Annotated in this window: 26 protein-coding genes and 1 riboswitch; of the genes, 20 read left to right on the top strand and 6 right to left on the bottom strand. The window is 27.8% G+C overall.

What is annotated here, in order from left to right:
* Positions 1-380: 380 nt before the first annotated feature.
* The gene (locus GOQ29_RS12800) at positions 381-722 is read right to left on the bottom strand and encodes a hypothetical protein (RefSeq protein WP_203373056.1); all 342 of its coding nucleotides are present in this window, start codon (positions 720-722) and stop codon (positions 381-383) included.
* 290 nt (positions 723-1,012) lie between these two features.
* Here GOQ29_RS12800 and GOQ29_RS12795 point away from each other — a divergent pair, with 290 nt between their 5' ends.
* A complete protein-coding gene (locus tag GOQ29_RS12795; RefSeq protein WP_203373055.1) occupies positions 1,013-1,354 on the top strand; it encodes a hypothetical protein in 342 nt (113 codons plus the stop codon).
* A 574-nt stretch (positions 1,355-1,928) separates the two neighbouring features.
* Here the strand turns inward: GOQ29_RS12795 and GOQ29_RS12790 are convergent.
* The 3 genes from GOQ29_RS12790 to GOQ29_RS12780 all read right to left on the bottom strand — a co-directional run bounded on the left by GOQ29_RS12790 (position 1,929) and on the right by GOQ29_RS12780 (position 4,141).
* Positions 1,929-2,501 carry a tyrosine-type recombinase/integrase gene (locus GOQ29_RS12790; protein WP_203373054.1) on the bottom strand — a complete coding sequence of 191 codons (573 nt, stop codon included), beginning with the start codon at positions 2,499-2,501 and terminating at the stop codon, positions 1,929-1,931.
* 19 nt (positions 2,502-2,520) lie between these two features.
* The gene (locus GOQ29_RS12785; RefSeq protein WP_203373053.1) at positions 2,521-2,910 is read right to left on the bottom strand and encodes a hypothetical protein; all 390 of its coding nucleotides are present in this window, start codon (positions 2,908-2,910) and stop codon (positions 2,521-2,523) included.
* Between the two features lie 1,042 nt (positions 2,911-3,952).
* Positions 3,953-4,141 (bottom strand): hypothetical protein, encoded by a 189-nt coding sequence (locus tag GOQ29_RS12780; RefSeq protein WP_203373052.1) that lies wholly within the window; start codon positions 4,139-4,141, stop codon positions 3,953-3,955.
* A gap of 535 nt (positions 4,142-4,676) precedes the next feature.
* Here GOQ29_RS12780 and rho point away from each other — a divergent pair.
* The 17 genes from rho to GOQ29_RS12695 all read left to right on the top strand — a co-directional run bounded on the left by rho (position 4,677) and on the right by GOQ29_RS12695 (position 17,247).
* Positions 4,677-6,005 carry a transcription termination factor Rho gene (rho, locus tag GOQ29_RS12775; protein ID WP_203373051.1) on the top strand — a complete coding sequence of 443 codons (1,329 nt, stop codon included), beginning with the start codon at positions 4,677-4,679 and terminating at the stop codon, positions 6,003-6,005.
* 251 nt (positions 6,006-6,256) lie between these two features.
* Complete coding sequence (locus GOQ29_RS12770; protein WP_203373050.1) at positions 6,257-6,745, top strand: Na+/H+ antiporter subunit E; 489 nt, start codon at positions 6,257-6,259, stop codon at positions 6,743-6,745.
* Positions 6,746-7,006 (top strand): MrpF/PhaF family protein, encoded by a 261-nt coding sequence (locus tag GOQ29_RS12765; protein WP_203373049.1) that lies wholly within the window; start codon positions 6,746-6,748, stop codon positions 7,004-7,006.
* Entirely contained in the window at positions 7,003-7,293 is a 291-nt protein-coding gene (gene mnhG / locus GOQ29_RS12760) for a monovalent cation/H(+) antiporter subunit G (protein ID WP_203373048.1), read from the top strand. The genes GOQ29_RS12765 and mnhG overlap by 4 nt, the downstream gene beginning before the upstream one ends.
* The gene (locus GOQ29_RS12755) at positions 7,293-7,838 is read left to right on the top strand and encodes a Na(+)/H(+) antiporter subunit B (RefSeq protein ID WP_203373047.1); all 546 of its coding nucleotides are present in this window, start codon (positions 7,293-7,295) and stop codon (positions 7,836-7,838) included. Before mnhG ends, GOQ29_RS12755 begins: the two co-directional genes overlap by 1 nt.
* Entirely contained in the window at positions 7,831-8,091 is a 261-nt protein-coding gene (locus GOQ29_RS12750) for a Na(+)/H(+) antiporter subunit B (protein WP_203373046.1), read from the top strand. Before GOQ29_RS12755 ends, GOQ29_RS12750 begins: the two co-directional genes overlap by 8 nt.
* On the top strand, positions 8,088-8,492 hold the full coding sequence (locus GOQ29_RS12745) for an MnhB domain-containing protein (protein WP_203373045.1): 405 nt from the start codon (positions 8,088-8,090) through the stop codon (positions 8,490-8,492). The genes GOQ29_RS12750 and GOQ29_RS12745 overlap by 4 nt, the downstream gene beginning before the upstream one ends.
* Complete coding sequence (locus tag GOQ29_RS12740) at positions 8,492-8,827, top strand: sodium:proton antiporter (protein ID WP_203373044.1); 336 nt, start codon at positions 8,492-8,494, stop codon at positions 8,825-8,827. Before GOQ29_RS12745 ends, GOQ29_RS12740 begins: the two co-directional genes overlap by 1 nt.
* 1 nt (position 8,828) lies before the next feature.
* Positions 8,829-10,430 carry a complex I subunit 5 family protein gene (locus tag GOQ29_RS12735; protein WP_203373043.1) on the top strand — a complete coding sequence of 534 codons (1,602 nt, stop codon included), beginning with the start codon at positions 8,829-8,831 and terminating at the stop codon, positions 10,428-10,430.
* Between the two features lie 100 nt (positions 10,431-10,530).
* On the top strand, positions 10,531-10,728 hold the full coding sequence (gene rpmE / locus GOQ29_RS12730; protein ID WP_203373042.1) for a 50S ribosomal protein L31: 198 nt from the start codon (positions 10,531-10,533) through the stop codon (positions 10,726-10,728).
* Between the two features lie 79 nt (positions 10,729-10,807).
* Entirely contained in the window at positions 10,808-11,380 is a 573-nt protein-coding gene (locus GOQ29_RS12725) for a thymidine kinase (RefSeq protein ID WP_203373041.1), read from the top strand.
* A 132-nt stretch (positions 11,381-11,512) separates the two neighbouring features.
* A riboswitch (cyclic di-AMP (ydaO/yuaA leader) is annotated at positions 11,513-11,641 on the top strand.
* Positions 11,642-11,735: 94 nt separating this feature from the next.
* Positions 11,736-13,589 (top strand): ATP-binding protein, encoded by a 1,854-nt coding sequence (locus tag GOQ29_RS12720; RefSeq protein ID WP_203373040.1) that lies wholly within the window; start codon positions 11,736-11,738, stop codon positions 13,587-13,589.
* Positions 13,590-13,599: 10 nt separating this feature from the next.
* On the top strand, positions 13,600-13,968 hold the full coding sequence (locus GOQ29_RS12715) for a response regulator (RefSeq protein WP_203373039.1): 369 nt from the start codon (positions 13,600-13,602) through the stop codon (positions 13,966-13,968).
* A gap of 5 nt (positions 13,969-13,973) precedes the next feature.
* Positions 13,974-14,660: a response regulator gene (locus GOQ29_RS12710; protein WP_203373038.1), complete on the top strand. Its 687-nt coding sequence runs from the start codon at positions 13,974-13,976 to the stop codon at positions 14,658-14,660.
* Positions 14,647-15,081, top strand: a complete 435-nt coding sequence (locus GOQ29_RS12705; protein ID WP_203373037.1) for a potassium channel family protein — start codon at positions 14,647-14,649, stop codon at positions 15,079-15,081. Before GOQ29_RS12710 ends, GOQ29_RS12705 begins: the two co-directional genes overlap by 14 nt.
* 1 nt (position 15,082) lies before the next feature.
* A complete protein-coding gene (locus tag GOQ29_RS15115) occupies positions 15,083-15,751 on the top strand; it encodes a potassium channel family protein (protein WP_203373036.1) in 669 nt (222 codons plus the stop codon).
* Positions 15,752-15,753: 2 nt separating this feature from the next.
* Complete coding sequence (locus GOQ29_RS12695; protein ID WP_203373035.1) at positions 15,754-17,247, top strand: TrkH family potassium uptake protein; 1,494 nt, start codon at positions 15,754-15,756, stop codon at positions 17,245-17,247.
* Between the two features lie 95 nt (positions 17,248-17,342).
* On the opposite strand, the gene GOQ29_RS12690 is transcribed toward GOQ29_RS12695, so the two are convergent.
* Both GOQ29_RS12690 and GOQ29_RS15110 read right to left on the bottom strand, forming a co-directional pair.
* Positions 17,343-18,134 carry an REP-associated tyrosine transposase gene (locus GOQ29_RS12690; RefSeq protein ID WP_203373034.1) on the bottom strand — a complete coding sequence of 264 codons (792 nt, stop codon included), beginning with the start codon at positions 18,132-18,134 and terminating at the stop codon, positions 17,343-17,345.
* Positions 18,135-18,246: 112 nt separating this feature from the next.
* Complete coding sequence (locus GOQ29_RS15110) at positions 18,247-18,417, bottom strand: IS110 family transposase (protein WP_350446026.1); 171 nt, start codon at positions 18,415-18,417, stop codon at positions 18,247-18,249.
* Here GOQ29_RS15110 and GOQ29_RS12680 point away from each other — a divergent pair.
* Entirely contained in the window at positions 18,410-18,847 is a 438-nt protein-coding gene (locus tag GOQ29_RS12680) for a M48 family metallopeptidase (protein WP_203373032.1), read from the top strand. The genes GOQ29_RS15110 and GOQ29_RS12680 overlap by 8 nt on opposite strands.
* A gap of 473 nt (positions 18,848-19,320) precedes the next feature.
* Positions 19,321-19,836, top strand: coding sequence for an XRE family transcriptional regulator (locus GOQ29_RS12675; protein ID WP_252187624.1), 516 nt, complete (start codon positions 19,321-19,323; stop codon positions 19,834-19,836).
* Positions 19,837-19,845: the final 9 nt, after the last annotated feature.

Genomic DNA, 19,845 nt, shown 5'->3' with positions numbered 1-19,845 from the left:
TGCCAAATCAAAACCGACCTCCATTAGTTAGATTTTTGGTCTAACTTTTTGGGGTCGGTTCAAAATTAAGGGCTGTTTTTTGCTCTTTAATTGATAGAAATATCGAAAAGACAAAATCTCACACAAGTCAAAATTAAGTTAGAAAATTTGCATCAGCAAATTAACATTTGTAAAACATTTTAAGGTGGAAGGTTTCAGATCAATTGCAAACCTTCCAAAAAAAATAATAAAAATAGGAGTGCTGCAAACATCTTTTCGTTTGCAGCACTCCTATTTTTACATTTTACCATTATAATTATCCTTTGATATAGTTTTGTATGACAATGTATGACAAAATTAATATTGTAATTATTTTAGAAAGATAAATATATAAGTGGCTATTATATGGGATTAAATAATCCGATTACATTACATACCTCATCAATAACATCTATCGACTCATCTGCTATAGTATTAATTCTTTCTTCTTTAAACTCTTCATCTAAAGAGTTTAAAATATATATTTCCCTTTTATCTAACTTGTTTCTTTTTCTTTTTATTTCTAATGACTTTAACTTTATTGACTTTTCTATATAGCTAATAAAATAAATCCTAAATGTGTAATTATAAAATTCATCAACTAATCTCTGAATATAATACTGATCTTGAGTCTTTATTGCCTTTAAATATATTTCTTTATTATCCTCATTTTCCCTCACAAATTTAAGTGCTAAGTTATGCATATTATTCCCCCTTTTAATTCTTGTTATGGAAAATTATATCATATTTCAGAACATATGTTTGTATGGTTAGGTAAAAATTTTAAATTATTTTTATCTAATTATTCCTTTTAATATATAAGATGATTTTAAAACTAAAATTTTCAACCTTAGAATCAGAAAAATTTTAATAAGTTTTTTATTTTTAAGTTGATAATTTTCCCTTTCATATCTTCTTAGTAAGTGTAAGACAAAAAAAGTTAGCTAACAAAAGTAGTCTTATAAAAAAATTAAAATTTAAGGAGATGATTTTTATGGCACTATGGCCAAATCCAATAGTTAATAAATTTCCAGTTAGCAAAAGTACGCTAGAAAAAGAGTTGGGAAAAACACTTTCAGTGCATACTTCTTTAAATTTTATATCACCTGCTATAGAAACTTTAGCTTTAGCACTTTTAGGTAAAGCTAGTATTCCTACCGGGTTAACATATGCATTAGTAAAAGAAACTGTAAAAGCTAAATATTATCAGTTAAAAAGTATAAGTGATGGTTTAAGAACAGGTAGATATAGAGGTGTTAGATTAGTAGTAAAATATAAAGCTGGACCTATATATGGATATTGGGTAAAAGATAAAACTTACTATGAACCATATTAGTATTTACTATAAAAAAAGATATAATTAGATATAATTAATTATTAATTTAAGAATACATTATGCAAAAAATTCATAATTCTATTATATAGATATAAATATAAAATTATTCTAAAATAATACTTAAATTAAAATAAAATAAAGGTGTTTTATTATTATGGAATTAACATTGCTAACAATATCATTATTTCTTATTCTCATCTCTAAATTTACTATTATTATTTTTTTAAAAAATGAGGTAAAAAAAAGTACTATTGATTTGATTAGTAGTATAATATCATTACCAGCAATTCCTTTGCTTTGGTTAATACAATATATTTCTAATCTACCTTCTAATGATTATAAATATTTTTATTTCCCATTATTTTTTTCGATTATTTTAATCTTAATATTAATAATTAGGATATTTAAATTTATTAAAGATTAAATTTTAAATATTAAAGTATTTACAACCAATTATTTACTATTTAAAACATATGAAAAATAGATATTATAAGTAAATGTTTTGTTTTATCTTGAATGAATTGTATTTCACAATGCATAAGGTTTTTCAATAAATAAAACAAATTAAACTTCTTTATATATTTAAGCTATCATAAAGATCATTAATATCATCTTGTCTTATACCTAAATATCTTTTAGTAACACTCAAATTACTATGATTTAAAGTTTCCATAATTAATGCTGGATTAAATCCATTTTTCCAAGCATGATACCCCCAAGTTTTTCTTAAAGTATGAGTTCCAATATTATCTTCAACTCCAACAGCCTTAGCTGCACTCTTTAAAATATTAAGAGCTTGTTGTCTTGTTATAGGCTTGTTATTTCCTTCTCTAGACTTAAAAATATAATCATCTATAGGACAGGTCTCCAAATTATATAAAAGCTCTTTAAGGGCTTTCTGAGAGCTCTTATTTAGTTTTATCTTTCTTTCCTTCTTAGTTTTCTTTTCAACTATATGTATATCTTTAAAATTCTTCATATCATCTTTTAAAACATCACTCCATTTTAGTTGAAGTAAATCCGAAATTCTTAAGGCAATATTAATTCCTAAAATAAACATTGTATAATCTCTAATGTCCTTACCTCTTAAATATGTTTTCATTGCATTAACTTTTTTTATATCTCTAATTGGATCAACTGCCTTCATAATTATTTTCCTTATCACTTTAATAAAAACCTTTTGATATAGGTTTTTCTTTCTTAAAATTATTTTTTTTCAAATTTGATTTAATAGTTGTTGCTCTTTGAATTTTATTTTCAACAATTTTTTTAGCGTCTTTATAGATATAAGTATCTTCACTATCTCCGATTGCTTTAACATTCTGTGCATCAAATCCACCTGCTATCATTTCTATTAACATATCAATATTTTTGGACATTACATTCATTTTTCTTTCAACACTTTCTGTATCTATATCATCTTTTAAAGAAAGTACTGCATATCTTACAGCTTCAGCATAGGAATTAATTCCTGGTTTCTTTTCTATAAGCCCATCAAGTATATCGATATGGGTTTGAGTAAAACGTATATGTTTTACAAAGAATTCATTTCTCATAATTCCTCAACTCCTTCTGCTAAAGATTTCCCACTAGCTATTAAATTAAATAATTTAGTATTACTATCTACAAAACTTTGTAGTGTGTTTTCTTGTCGAGCTAATGTTACAGTAAGAAATTCTACTGCATGATCATATTTATCTTCTTTTAACTTAATAAAGTTTAACTCACAATCATTTTGAATTAACCTTTTTATATATTCATTTAAATTCTCCTTTTTTAAGCTATAGGTGTTTTAGTAAAGAGCATAAGGGAACTCGGTATCACTTTTTTATGAAAGTGAGTAAACATGCTGTGCCTGTTGAGTTCTGAGAGGTGTCACTTTTTTATCCTATAGATATACTAAAGATATATTAAAGATACACTACAGATATAGTCAAATATCTCCTGAGATATACTCTTTTTTTATATTTTTTTACTGAATTAAATCAATTTTTCTTTCAATAAAATATCTTTTCTTATACTTTTTGAACTTCATTATGTATCACTCATTACAGACAAACCGCTTAAATCTTTGAATGATTTTTCACCAAAAATATATTATATAAATGTCTCATTTCATCAAAATATTTTTATTTATATTTATTAAATTTTATCTTTTCAGTCTATCAATCAGTCATATTGATAGATTGTTTTTATTCAAAATTTCTCCCCTTGAATAACTGAAAATAAAGTAATATAATATAAATAACAACGAATAAAAGATCTAAATTCGGAACATCCTAGCCTTAGTAGGGGTTGTAAAATCGGAGCACCCTAGCCTCAGTAGGGAACTATAAATTAATAATATTTAAAAGAAAAGTTTGCCTTTTGGCAAACTTATTTTATTTTTACAATAACTTTTTCTAGTCTCTTATTCCACTTTTAAATTAGTTTGTCATAATGCATGATATAATATTGATATGGAAAAGTAATGTCCATTCTTGTTATTAAGACCGATATATTATTAATGAATGCAGATATAAAAATTGAAATAGACATTGTTATCAAAGTTAAAAAGAAAACTAAAGTTGTAGCTCTCATTACATTTTATTTAAATAACTAATCTTCTATCAATTTGAAGTAGCGGAAAAATCCAAAAAATCCAAAGAATCCAAAGAATCCAAAGAATCCAAAGAATCCAAAGAATCCAAATAATCCTGTTCTGTTTGTAAATAATCCCAGTAAACCTAGCAATCCTAAGAAACCTAAAAAGCCTAACTTATTCAGTTCACTAAATTTTTTTTTCATAAATAATCCCTTCTTTCATATGTATATATATTATATTAATAAAGTTATAAATATATAACATAAAGGAAAATTAAGATAAATAAGGCTTCTAAAAAAGCTCTTAAAGAACTCTTAGAATATAGTATAAACGATTATATATTAAATCTAGGGAAGGGAATATGAAGCCTATATCTAATTATAAAAATTATTGCTGAAATTACAGCATTTTTTGAATATAATATTACATTTTGGCAATTCTAAAAATAAATTTAGGGACAAATATAACTTATCCATATATTTAATTGTTGTCAGATTAGATTTATTCAATAATTGACTTTTTATTTCTTTCAGAAAAATGAGGAAACTCTAAAATATTTATAATTGACTTATGGACAACTAGATGATATCATATATTCATCTGAATCTATCATGTTTACTCTTCAACTATTTCTTAGTGACTTTCCAGAAACAAAAATTAATCCGTAAATAATAATATTATTTATATATATTTTAAAATTTAGATTAAATAATAAGCGTTCAACGTGGAGGTGTAATATTGAAACAAGAAGACATAGCGTCTATGAAATTAGACCAACTTAAAGGGATGGCAAAAAATCTAGGCCTAAAGGGATATACTAATATGAGAAAAGATGATTTAATAGATAAATTACTGAGTATAGGAGATTTAGAAAAAATAGAAAAATTAGGCCAAAAAGAAAATTTTAAGAAGGATTTGCCTGACAGGTTATCCCAAGAGATTGATAATAGTAATGAAATAAACACTGTAGAAGGAATATTAGAATTACATCCTGATGGAGGATATGGATTTTTAAGACGTAGGAACTATTTAAGTAATGAAGATGACGTATATATATCCCCATCTCAAATAAGAAGATTCAATTTAAAAACAGGAGATAAAGTTAAAGGTATTACTAGACCAGCTAAAGCTGGAGAGAAGTATAATGCTCTTTTATATGTAAAAAGAGTAAATGATTTAGATCCTGAATTATCAAGAAATAGACCAGATTTTGATACATTGACTCCTATATATCCTAATCAAAGGATAACATTAGAAACTTATCCCAATGAACTTTCCACTAGAATAATAGACCTTATTGCACCTATTGGTAGAGGCCAAAGAGGTATGATAGTAGCACCTCCAAAGGCTGGAAAGACTATTTTATTAAAAAAAGTTGCTAATAGTATAGGAGAAAAGTACCCAGATATAGAGATAATAATATTATTAATAGATGAAAGACCTGAAGAAGTAACGGATATGCAAAGGTCTGTAAAAGGTGATGTAGCATATTCTACTTTTGATGAACTTCCTAAACATCATACAAAAGTAGCGGAAATGGTTTTAGAAAGAGCAAAACGATTAGTAGAACATGGAAAGGATGTTGTTATATTATTAGACAGTATAACCCGATTAGCGCGAGCATATAATCTTATAATTCCTTCTACAGGTAGAACATTATCTGGAGGGTTAGATCCTGGAGCTTTACATAAGCCTAAAAGCTTTTTTGGAGCAGCCAGAAAAATAGAGGATGGAGGAAGTCTTACTATTTTAGCTACTGCATTGATAGATACAGGAAGTAGAATGGATGATGTTATTTTTGAGGAATTTAAAGGAACAGGAAATATGGAAGTTCATTTAGATAGAAAATTATCTGAAAAGAGAGTCTTCCCAGCAATAGATATAAATAAGTCTGGAACAAGAAGAGAAGATTTATTATTAAACCAAAAAGAATTAGAGAGTATATGGAATATAAGAAAAGCTTTAAGTAGTTCTTCAACTATGGAGGTAACAGAAATTATATTAGATAGATTGATGAATACTAAGACAAATGATGAATTTATTGAAGTAATAAGGAAGTTAAAATAGATTAGAAGAAAATTCTTCTAGTCTATTTCAAAACATATCTATTCTCAGTCGAGAAGCCCTAAATTATGAAAAATCCCATAATAATAAAAATATATTTATTGAGTAAAAAAAGAGAATAGAAACATATAGATAAAGCACATTGACAAAAAGATAAACAATATTATTTATAGGTGAATTATTTAGTCTAGATTGATATTTTATAAATGAGAATGAAAATAATTTGAGAATGAAAAGAAATGGGGTTGGTCAAAATGCGGAAAAAATTTCACTTTAAATTATTTATAACGCTATATATTTTTTGGTTACTATTGACCACTAATGGAAACCCGCCTAATATACTAGCAGGATTTTTATCAAGTTTATTAATAACTCGTCTATCCTATGGAATTTTATATGATGAAAAAGGATTTATTTTTCACATTCCAAAGCCTCATATAATGATTAAATATCTTATAACTCTTTTTGCAGAGATTTATAAATCTGCCATAGATCATATTGTAAATATTTTGACAAATGATTATAATCCAACGATAGTAGAAGTGAATTTAGATATAGAAGATCCATTATTAGTTACTTTAATAGCAAATTCGATTACCCTTACTCCAGAGACTATTACTGTAGAAAAGGAAGGGAATAAACTTCTAGTTTTATATATTAAAGAGGATATTTATAATGAAGTAGAAAAAGAGATAAAATCAAATTTTGAAAGTATTTTCATAACAAAAGGGAGGAAAAATTAAATGTTAATCAGGGCTACAATGGGATTATTAATATTAGCAATGATAGCAGTTTTAGTGAAGATGCTAAAAGGACCTACTATTTGGGATAGATTAATGAGTCTTAATTTATTTTCTGTAAAAATAACATTGTTAATATCCTTATATGGAGTGTATACAGATAATAGTATGCTTTTAGATGTAGCTATATCTTATGCTGTAATAGGATTTTTAACCATAACCCTTTTATCTAGATTTATATTAAGGGGAGGAAGACAAAAATGATTTCGAATTTATTACTAGTATTATCTTGGATTTTTATTTTATTTGGAGTTATAGGGATATTTAGATTTAAGAATATGTATGCAAGACTACTTACTAGCAGTAAAATAGATACGGTAGCATTTATTACTATAATATTTGCATTGATATTAAGAACTGGATTTAGTGATTTGACTATTAGACTTGTATTAATATTAATATTTATTTTAATGACAGGACCTATAAGCAGTCATGTTATTGCTAGATCGGCGTATTTAAATGGAATACCTTTAAAGGAAGATGATAAATAATGAATACAATAATATTTCTTCAAACTTTATTAATAATCGTAGCATTAACAGTAACGTTTTTAAAAGATAATTTTAGAATGGTAATATTTTTTTCGGTCTTTTCTCTTATTTGTTCAAGTTTATACTTTTTTTATATGGCACCAGATTTAGCTCTGGCAGAAGTAACCATAGGAAGTGCTATAGTACCTTTAATATTTATAATAGCAATATCAAAACAGAGAGGATTTGTAATTATAAATGATTTAGAAAAGGATGATGATTTTTTATCTAAAGAATCAGAAAAAGGTATAGGATATAAACTTTTATCAGAGTTTGCAGAGCTTTATAAGTTAAATTTAGTTATTGAAGATTATGAAGATGAAGATGATACTATATTTGGAGTGTTTAGAGTTAGAAATGTAGACTTGTTTGTAAGTAAAAAACATGGAAAATATCTTTTAGAAGGGAAAAGTACCAATATAATTATGAATAAACTAGCACAAATGGCAAAGGATTATCCAGAAATAGATGTAGTATTTGTTGCAGAGGAGGAGACAGATGATTAGAAAAGTAGTAATCCTTTCAATGCTATTGTTAATACTTATATTATTTATGCTTACAATAGAAGATATAAATATAAATACATCTGCTAGAGATTATCTTTTTGAAAATGGATTTAGGGAGACTGGTTCTAATAATCTAGTCACTGCTATTTATTTGGATTATAGATTATATGATTCAATATATGAAGCTGGAATATTGCTAGTAACTGTTTCGGGAATAATATTTATGTCTAAAAAGGATGATGATGTACTATGAAAACTTCTGAAATTTTAAAATCAATGTGTAAGGTTTTATTCCCGTTTGTATCTATGTTTGGATTATATGTAATTATAAATGGACATATTTCTCCAGGAGGAGGATTTCAAGGAGGAGCGATTCTTGCTACGGCTATACTTATTACCTATATAATAGAATTAGATATAGTAGAGAACTTAACTTTGCTAATTAGGATAGAAAAGTATGCTTTTCTTACTATTATATTAATAGGAGGAATTAGTTTATTTACTAGAGGGGAATTTTTTACGAATTTTATTCCCATAGGATCATCTATAGTTTATAAAAGAATATTTCTTATTGCTTTAAACTTTTTTATAGGTATAAAAGTAGCGACAGGATTGATAACAATAATTTCAACTTTTATAGAGGAGGGGGAATAATGCGAATAGATATATTATTATCTTTTATAGTAGTTCTTATTGGAATATATGGATTATGTACTAGTAAAAATATAATTAAATCTGTTATTTCACTAAATATTACAGATGCAGCTATAGTATTATTGTTTTTAAGTATTGGTTCATCTGAAGGAGGAGATCCTCCTATTTTAAATGGTACGATATCTTCCATAGTAGATCCTATACCTCAGGCCTTGATGATAACAGCTATTGTGATAGGAGCAGCAATAACAGCCATGGCATTGATGTTATCCATAAAATTGTTTCACTATTATGGATCATTAAATTGGAAAGACATAATGGAAAAGGAGGGATAATATGGAATTTATCCCGATTTATTTGATATTCATACCTATAATAAGCGCCTTGATTATATATCTAGTACATGATAAACGTATAAATTATTTGGTATTTTTTTCTCAGAGTTTAATGACCATTTTGGCTATAGTGTATTTTATGTATTTTGATAAATTGGCCAGGCCACAATTAATAAAACTAGGAGGTTGGCCCAGAGAGTTAGGGATAAGTTTATTTATTGATAGACTTTCTATGGCATTTATATTTTTATCCATATTTATATGGTGGATGGTTTTAATATATGAATGGCATAGAAGTAAAGAAGAGTTTAAATTTTTATTTTTTCTATTATTTCTAGAGGGAGTATTTATTGCCTTTTTACAGAGTAATGACATATTTAATTTATATGTATTATTAGAAATAATAACTATATTATCTGCAATACTAATTATATATAAAAAAGACGGTTATTCAGTAAAATCCGGATTATTTTATCTTTTATTTAATTCTGTAGGAGTGTCTTTCTATTTAATAGGATTAATCTTATTATATTCTCTTACAGGAACCCTAAATATGGGGGTAATAGCTGATAGAATAGCTGCTTTTGAGAATACAGAACTTGTGAGATTAGCCTATGTATTTATATTTTCTGCTGTCGGAGTAAAATCTGCTTTATTTCCGGTATATACATGGCTTCCTAGAGCTCATGGTGCAGCTCCAGCATCAATATCGGCTTTACTTTCGGGATTATTGGTAAAAAGTGGACTGTATGCTTTTATTAGAATGAATCAGATGTTTAATATAACTATTTTATATGATTTTTTCTTTATATTAGGATTTATAACAGGATTATCAGGAGTGATATTTGCGCTGAGTCAAAAAGATATAAAGCAGATATTAGCATTTCATACCATATCTCAAATAGGTATCATACTTATGGGGTTAAGTGCTATGGAAGGTGAATTATATATTGGAGGAGTACTTCATATATTTAACCATGCAATATTCAAGGCATTATTATTTTTAGGAGCAGGAATAATAATAAATAGGTATGGTACTAGAAGAATTACTGAAATAAGAGGAGTATTTAAAGAATCCCCTGTCATATCGATATTTATGATAGTGGGAATACTAGCAATTACAGGAGCTCCTATGTTTAATGGTTTTATTAGTAAATCAATAATTAAATATGGATTAAAAATGGAATTGTGGAAGGTTATATTATTACAAATACTTAATTTAGGTACTGCAACGTCTTTTATTAAGTTCTCTCAGATGTTTTTTGGTACATCACATGTAAATAAGATAAAGGAAAAAGGTAGCACTATAGTATTAGGAATATTAGCTATTGCATGTGTAGTATTCGGACTATTTATCGTGGACATATTAGATTTGATAGTTGGTATAGACATTTCTTTTGTGACTATATTTAGTTTTAAATATTTAATAGAATATTTAGTTACTCTAGGTATCGGATATATAATATATAAAGTAATAATAGATAAAGATTATCCTGTAATTCAGAAATTGAGACATTTAAATGTATCATTTCAATCAACTAATGCTATGCTTATAGGATTTATTTGTATTATGATAATATGGATAAAGCTTCGGTCTGGTTAATTATTGCAAAGAGATTTTATCTATGCTATAATGTATTAGTTGAAAATTAGAATAAATGATATATAATATACTTATAAAGCATAAGAAAGAGGTGATTTTGATGAAAAAAGGAATTCATCCAGAATATAAAACAGTAAAAGTACATTGCGCATGTGGAAATGAATTTGAAACTGGTTCAACAAAAGATGAAATAAAAGTTGAGATTTGCTCAGAATGTCATCCATTTTTCACAGGACGTCAGAAGTTTGTTGATAAAGGTGGACGTGTTGATAAATTTAAGAAAAAATACGGAATGTAATATTAGGAACTATAGGTTAGAAGGCTTAAGGTCTTCTAACCTTTATTTTTGTAAAAGTCTTAGTTGAGGAGGAAAAATAATGTATGGACCAAATCATCATGGTTGGATAGAAGTAGTAGTAGGACCTATGTATAGTGGAAAAAGTGAAGAATTGATAAGAAGATTGAAAAGAGCACAGATAGCAAAACAAAAAATACAAGTATTTAAACCAGCCATAGATAATAGATATTCAGTTGATGAAGTAGTATCTTATAATGGGGACAAAATACTTGGAGAATGTATATCAAAAGCAGAAGAAATATTGGAATTACTCAAAGAAGATACAGAAGTAGTAGGAATAGATGAAATTCAATTTTTAGATGATGAAGTAGTACATATAGCCAGGTCGTTAGCAGATAGAGGACTTAGAGTTATCGTGGCAGGACTGGATATGGATTTTAGAGGAGAACCCTTCGGCCCCACTCCAAATATATTAGCTATAGCAGATTTTGTGGATAAATTAACAGCAGTATGTATGAAATGTGGCAGTCCAGCAAATAGAACTCAGAGATTAATAAATGGGAAACCAGCAAAATATAATGAACCTACAATATTAGTAGGAGCAACAGAAAGTTACGAAGCTCGTTGTCGATTACATCATGAGGTAAGATAAATGGGACAAGGGGACGGTTCTGATGTCCCAACTATCGCAAATTTCGACATGGATAAGTGATATCTAAATTAGTATATATTATAATAAATAAGTTGACTTTAGAATATTATAAATATATAATGAGGGAAAATAAATATATAATCGCTTAATTTCTTAGTAAAGCGGGGGACCCAATTATTAGGGGCTAATTCCGAAAGGATAGGATAACTCTTTCAATCCGAGCCCGACAGCTAACCTCGTAGGCGTTGTTAGAGGGGTATATGGCCAATACTGTTTTAAACCATGGAACTCCATGGTTTTTTTCAATACCTGAATAAAATTATATTTTAAAGAAGTATAGAAAGAAGGTGTACAGGTGGGAAAGAGTATTAAGTTTAAGATGACCTCTATATTTATTTTGATTTTTATAGTTTTAGCAGCTAATAGTATGTGGTCAGTTTTTAATTTCAACAAATTAAACAATTCTATTGAAGAAATAATGGAATCAAATTATGCTAGTGTAGTAGCTGCACAAAATATGGTTGTAGCATTAGAGAGACAAGATAGTGCAGAGTTATCCCATATGTTTGCTGATGATAAGAATTCTCAAGAGATTTTTCTTGAGAATGAGAAGAAATTTCTTATGTGGTTAGCTAGAGCAGAAGATAATATAACCGAACATGGAGAAGAGGAAATTTTAGAAGGTATAAATAATTTATATACACAATATATAGAAAGATATTATTCTTTAATTGAGATACAAAGTAGTGAAGGGATTGAGGAAGCTAGAAATTATTATTATAATGATGTACTGCCTCTGTTTGAAGAAAGTAAAGAAGAAGCGAGAAGTCTTCAAGAACTTAATCAAAATTCAATGATAGAACAGAGAAATGAAGCTCAAAGAATAGCTGAGAATGCATCATATTCAACATTATTAATAGCATTTTTGACTATATTATTGGGACTAATTTTAGTATTTTATTTAATGAGTAAGATAGTAAAACCTATAGATAATCTTATAGATAAGATAAAGAAAATATCAGAAGGGGATTATAGTCAACAACTAGATGTTACTGGTGATGATGAAATTTCTGAATTAGCTAGTGAATTTAATATTATGACAGAAAAACTTAAAAGTTATGAATTATTAAATGTTCGAAGACTAATGAAGGAAAAGAAGAAGGCTGAGGCTATAGTTGAAAGTATTAGTGATGGAATAATAGTAACTGATGAGGATAATAAAATATTATTAGTAAATAGAGCAGCAGAAAAGGCTTTGGGAATCAAAGAAAAAGAGGTTATTAATAAGCATTTTCTTGAAGAAATAAAGGAAGAAGAAATATTTAAAATTATTAAAAGTATGAAGGAAAAAAATAAGATAAATAATATTAAAAAGAATATAAATATTACATTAAAATCTGGAGAAGAATTGAAACATTATAATATAAATGTTAAACCTATAAGAGATAAAGACGGTACCAATGTGGGAATGGTTACACTTATGCAAGATATAACTAAATTAAAAGAAGTGGATCAGATGAAATCAGATTTTGTATCTACAGTATCCCATGAATTTAGGACTCCTCTAACATCTATAGGAATGTCAGCAGGGTTATTATTAGAAGGCATTTCTGGTGATATAACGGAAGATCAAAAGGAATTATTGGAGGCAATTAAAGAAGATAATGAAAGATTAAAAAACCTTGTAAGTGATTTATTAGATTTATCTAGATTAGAATCAGGAAAGATTCAAATGGATATAGCATTATACGATATAAGAAAAATAATACAACATGCTGTAAAGCCTTTCTATAGACAGGCGGAAGATAAAAATACTTCAATAAGTATAAATGTTAATGATAATGTTTCTAAAGTTAAAGCAGATTTTAATAAAATATCTTGGGTTCTTACGAATCTTGTTGGAAATGCATTGAGATATACACCAGAAAATGGTGGTAAAATAGAAATAGAAGTAAAAGAAACTGCGAATAAGATTTTAGTAGCAGTAAAGGATAATGGAAAAGGAATACCAGAAGAATTTCAAAAGAAGATATTTGAAAAGTTTGTTCAGGTAAAAGATGAAAAAGGAGAAAATACTGGGGGAACAGGACTAGGATTAGCTATAAGCAAAGAAATAGTTAATGCTCATGGAGGAGATATATGGATAGAAAGTGAACCAGGGAATGGAAGTAAATTTTATTTTACATTGTATATAGGTAGCAAGTTGTAAGGAGGCATATATGAAAAAAGTATTAATAATAGAAGATGAAAAAAATATAGTATTACCTTTAAAGATGTTTTTAATGAAAAAAGAATATGATGTTAGAGTATCTAGAGATGGAATAGAAGGTATAAAATTAGCCCAAGAATATATGCCAGATATAATACTTTTAGATATACTTCTTCCTAAAATGAATGGATATCTAGTATGTGAGGCATTAAAAGAAGAAATGGATACAAAAAATATACCAGTCATATTTATAAGTGCAAAAACTCAAGAAAAAGATATAAAAAAAGCATTTGAAGTTGGAGGGCAAGAGTATATAATTAAACCTTTTGTTCATGAAGATATAGAAAAAGTATTAAAAAAATATTTTGAGGAGGAATGAGTAATATGACTAAAAAAATATTAATCGTAGATGATGAAAAAAATATAAGGATGACTTTGAAGCATTCTTTGCAAAGTGAGAAATATGATATATATATGGCGGTTAATGGTGAAGAAGCACTTGAGAAAATTGCTAAGATAAAAATGGATTTGGTATTATTAGATATAAAAATGCCAGGGCTTACTGGCATGGAAGTATTGAGAAAAATAAGAAATAGAGGATATAAATCAGATGTGATTATGATGACTGCCTATGGAAGTGTAGAAAAGGCGGTAGAAGCTATGAAATTAGGAGCTATTGATTTTATAAGTAAACCATTTACCCATGAAGAAATTAGAACTATAGTAAAAGAAGTAATAGAAAGAAATAATTTAGGGAAAGAGGATTTAGAAGATTTTAATGATATATTAGAATATTCTAAGAAGTGTATCTTAAAAAATCAGTATGAAAAGGCAAGGAAGTATCTTAAATTAGCAATTTCTAAAGAAATGGATTTACCAGATCCACATAATTTATTAGGTATTTTAGACGAGTATGATGGAAATATAGATATGGCACAAAAACATTATAGAGCTGCGCTGGCATTAGACCCGTCATATGAACCTGCATCTAGAAATCTTAATAGAACAATACAGATGAGTTATACTAGACAAGGTGCTGATTTAGGGGGAAGAAGTGATGAAAATAAATAACAAGGATGAATATATAATCATAGTAGGTTGTGGAAGGCTAGGTTCTCATTTAGCTAGTCTTCTATCAAAAGAGAGAAAAAGTGTAGTAGTGATTGATAATAATGAAAAATCTTTTAATAGATTATCGAAAAATTTTAGTGGATTTACAATAGAAGCAGATGCTATAGAGGAAGAAACATTATTAAAAGCAAAGATAGATAAAGCCGATGTAATAGTTACGACGACTAATGATGATAATACCAATGTGATGGTTGCACAAATTGCAAAATCTATATATAAAGTTCCTAAGGTTATAGCAAGATTATTTGATCCATCAAGGCAAGAAATATATGAGGAATTAGATATAGATACAATATGTCCTACTATTCTTTCGGCAATAGAATTTAAAAACATTATTATAGAAGCAGGAGGAGAGGATTAAAGTGAATATAATAATCGTAGGAGGAGGTAAGGAAATACATTTTCTTACAAAATCTTTTATATCTAAAGGATATAATGTAACGATAATAAATGATAACAAAGAAGATAGTAAACGATTAGCTAAAACTCATGAGAAGGCAGTAGTTGTTAATGGAGATGGTACAAAACCATATGTTTTAGAAGATGCAGGGGCAGCTTATTGTCATATGATAATAGCTTTAACACCAAAGGATCCAGATAATTTAGTAATATGTCAGATTTCGGATAAGATGTTTAAGATAAAAAAGAAATTTGCTATAGTAAATGATCCTAAAAATGTAAAAGTGTTTAAAAAATTAGGGGTAGATACAGTAATAAGTACCGCTAGTATAATATCTTCACTGATAGAACAAAGGGTTTCAGTAGATGATATAACAAATCTTATGCCTATTGAAGCAGGTAAAGTTGCTATGATGGAAATTGAAGTAAAAGAAGATTATCCAATATTGAATAATGAATTAAAGGATATAAGTCTTCCCAAAGATGCGATAATTAGTTGTATATTAAGAAAAAGTGAAGCTGTTATACCTAGAGGAGATACAGGTATAGAAAAAGGAGATAAGCTTATTATATTATCTCTTCCTAAAGTTCAATCTGAAGTTCTTAAAGTTATTAGGGGAAGGATTGATTAGAGATGTTGTATCTAGAACAGCTTAAGCAAAGGTATGAATTAATTATAGGATATGTAGGAACTATAATTTTAGGTCTTGGGGTAGTATTATTGTTGCCATTATTATTACTTCCACTATATACTTCTGAAGTAGGAGATGTAAAGTTTTTTATTATTCCTTCAATAATATCAATTATTCTTGGATATATAATGAGGTTGAAAATTAAATCAGCTAAAGATGTAACTTTAACCATACAGGAAGGTGGAGTTATAGTTATATTTTCATGGATTATAACTATAATTATTTCATCATTACCATTTATATTATCAGGACAGTTGAATTTTACACAAGGAATCTTTGAATCCGTAAGTGGATGGACAACGACAGGATTATCAGTAGTTGATGTGACAGAGACTTCTCATATATTTCTTCTTTGGAGAAGTTTAATGCAATTTTTTGGAGGTGCTGGTTTGGCAGTAGTTATGCTATCTGCAATTATAGGACCTCATGGATTAGGACTTTATGAAGCAGAAGGTAGGTCAGATAAATTATTACCTAATGTGACTAGATCTACAAAATTAATAATGGCTATATATTCTAGTTATGTTTTGGCAGGAATTATACTTTATATAATAGCAGGAATGGATTGGTTTGGGGCTATTAACCATTCTCTCGCAGCCCTTTCAACTGGAGGATTTTCAACAGAAGTAGATAGCATAGGAGCATATAATAGCTTATCTATAGAGCTTATTACATTGGTTCTTATGATTGCTGGAACAATAAATTTTGGAGCACATTTTTTATTGTTAAAGGGAAGAATTAAAGAATTTTTTAAGATAGGTGAAATAAGATTTATGTTTTTTTTATTTTCTCTATCAATACCTATTGTAGGATTTTTATCTCTAAGAGGACTTTATGGAAGTGTATCTACTGGAATAAGAGTGGCAGCATTTGAAGTCATATCGGCCCTTTCAACAACAGGTTTTTCTACAGTAGGATATGGAGATTGGAACTATTTTGCTGTATTTATATTAATTACTCTTATGATTATAGGAGGGGGAGCAGGATCTACAGCAGGAGGTATTAAGCAATATAGAATATATGTAATGGTTAAATCTTTAATATGGAATATAAAAAGTTATTTTACACCTAAAAATGCTATAAAAAAAGATTATATAAATAGGCCTGAAGGGAAATATTATGTAACTGATAAACATGTAACTCAAATAAGTAACTTTATAACAATATACCTTATGAGTTATATTGTAGGAGTATTGATAATGTTAGCTCATGGTTATTCATTGCAAGATTCAATGTTTGAATTTGCATCGACCCTTGGAACAGTAGGATTATCAGTAGGAGTAACAGCAGCGGATGCCCCTATAGCCGTACTATGGTCGCAAATAATAGGAATGATGTTAGGTAGGTTAGAATTCTTTGTAATTTTCTTTGCAGGAATTAAAGTGATTAAAGATGGTAGATTTATTGTTAGAAATGGGACAGGGGGACGGTTCTGATGTCCCTGGTTTCGCAAATTTCGACATGGATATAAAAAAGACTTGGGTTAAATCTAAGTCTTTTTTATATAATTATTTATTTGAATAAATAGTACTCATGCTCTATTTATAGTATTTTTACTCATTCCCAATATATCTTCTAATTCTCGTAGAGATAATTTAGAATTATCTTTGATTTTTCTAATCATTTCATCTCTTATAAGTTTATAAGCCTTTATATTCATTAAAATATTTAAAGAAACATTGTATTTTTCACAATAACTATTCATAAGATTCACACAATCTTGTTTTGAAAGAATATTATTATTATTTTCTGGATAATTTTGTATATCTAAAAATTCATCTTTATTACTTTTTAAAGTAAATTTTGTAAAAAGAGTTATAGCTTTATTAATGTTATTATTAAATAATAATAGAGGAAAATTTCTGTCTATAAGTTCTGATTTGCCATTTATATAATCCTTATAACTACTCCAACTGTAATCCATAGGAACTTTTACTATGTTAGCTCTAACGGGATTGTTATGAATGTATCGAATAGCACATAAAAGATATGTATCATTCTCTATTACTTCAGACTTGAATCTATCTTGAAATACGTGTCCTACTCTATCATATTTATAATTAAAATATTGAGCATAGATTGTGTTGATTCTTCTCATGATATGAGAAATTCCACTTGTGCTCTCTTTTATTATTATATGAACATGGTTAGGCATTATGCAATAGGCAAATAAATCATAATCCTCTTCATATTTTATTTGTTTTAATATATTTATAAATTTCATTTTATCCCATTTGTCGATGAAGATATTTCTTTTTTCATTGCCTCGTACCATAATATGATAAATACCAGTTTCACTAATCTTTCTCATAGATCTAGGCATAATATCATCTCCCATATTTTATAAGAGATACTTCTATACAAGATTTAAAATTCCTTTAATAACATATTCTTGTCGAATGGGACAGAGAACCGTCCCCCTGTCCCAAAACTGGCTAAGGATTCAAAAATGTGATATAAAATAATAAAGCAAAGTCGGCAATAATATAGGCATCTAATGGATCTGTTTTATTCATATCTACGAAAGATTTTCTATAATCAGTTACAGTCTTAGGATTTAGACAATATACTAAAGGTTTGTGAGTTAATTTTCCACTAATGCTCATACATGATGATAAAGCCAAAAAACCTGTTGCACAGTTTTATAAGGATAGATTTTATATAATAACAAATACTATAGAACAAGATAAACTTAAGAAGTCTATGGAGAAATGGTATAGAAAGAAAACCCTTGAGAAGGTAATTAAAAGAGTAGAGTATTTTCAGAAGCATTTTAATGTTAAGCCTAATTCGATTAAAGTAAAGGAACAGAAAAAAATATGGGCTAGCTGTACATCTAAAAGAAACATGAATTTTAATTGGAGATGCTCTATTGCTCCAGAAAGTGTACTTGATTATATTGTAGTTCACGAAATGTGTCACATGATACATGTGGACCATTCATCTAGGTTTTGGAAGCTTGTGGAAAAAATAATACCAGATTATAAGGTACAGAGAGAGTGGCTAAAAGAGTACGGAATTAACCTGAATTTATAGAGTAGGATAAATAAAATGATAAGATAAATAAGAGCTATATTTAGTTTCAATGTACCACTGCTACTTATACCACTCATTAATAAAAAAATTATCAATTAAAGCTTTAGCAGATATGACTAAATTAACTCCTTAATTATTAAGCCAAAGATTATCTTCATCACCATAAAAGTTAATTTACAAAATGGTGTTGACAAATAGCAATTTAAGTGATAAACTCTACTAAGAAATATGTTATTACGTATAATGTATAATATAACAGAAATAATATGAAGTATTATAGATAATCAAGTTCAAAATACGAAATGTTCATTGAATTTGGCTTACCATGCATGGACGTTCTTTTTATTCAAATTTTGATATTGCTTATTTATAAACAATTTTATATAATTATTGTAATATAGGTGATACTTTGGTTAAAAATTGTAGAGGTGTTTTATTTTATGACTGATCCATTATCCAACATAAGTGCAGTTTTGAAAAAAGTACGATTTGAAAGAGGGCTGACATTAGAACAGACTTCTAACCTGACTTCTGTAAGTAAAGCTATGCTGGGTCAAATTGAAAGAGGTGAATCAAATCCCACTATATCAGTATTGTGGAAGATAGCAACTGGTTTAAAAATTTCATTTTCTGAGTTATTAAGTATTGAATCTAATGATTACGAGCCAATATCTTTAGATAATTTAGAACCAGTATATGAAGCTGATAAGAGAATGATTTTATATGATGTATTTCCTTACAACCCCATAACTGGATTTGAATATTTTTATATAAAGATGCTTCCTGGAGCAAGGCATGTGTCTACACCTCATGAGAATGCAAAAAATGAATATGTTGTTGTAACTAAAGGGACACTTCTATTGACGGTAGATGAAGAGGATTTTGAACTTGTTGCTCCATCTGCATTAGCATTCAAACCAAGCAGGGAACACACATACAGCAACATATGTGACACAGAAGTAGTTTTTCAGAATATAGTCAGCTATTAAAGGTTATTC

Origin of the sequence: Anaeromonas gelatinilytica (genome assembly GCF_016820635.1) — a bacterium.
Classification (GTDB): Bacteria; Bacillota; Clostridia; order Tissierellales; family SIT17; genus Anaeromonas; species Anaeromonas gelatinilytica.
Note: the sequence above shows the minus strand (reverse complement) of the source record. Positions and strands in the feature narration are given on the sequence as shown.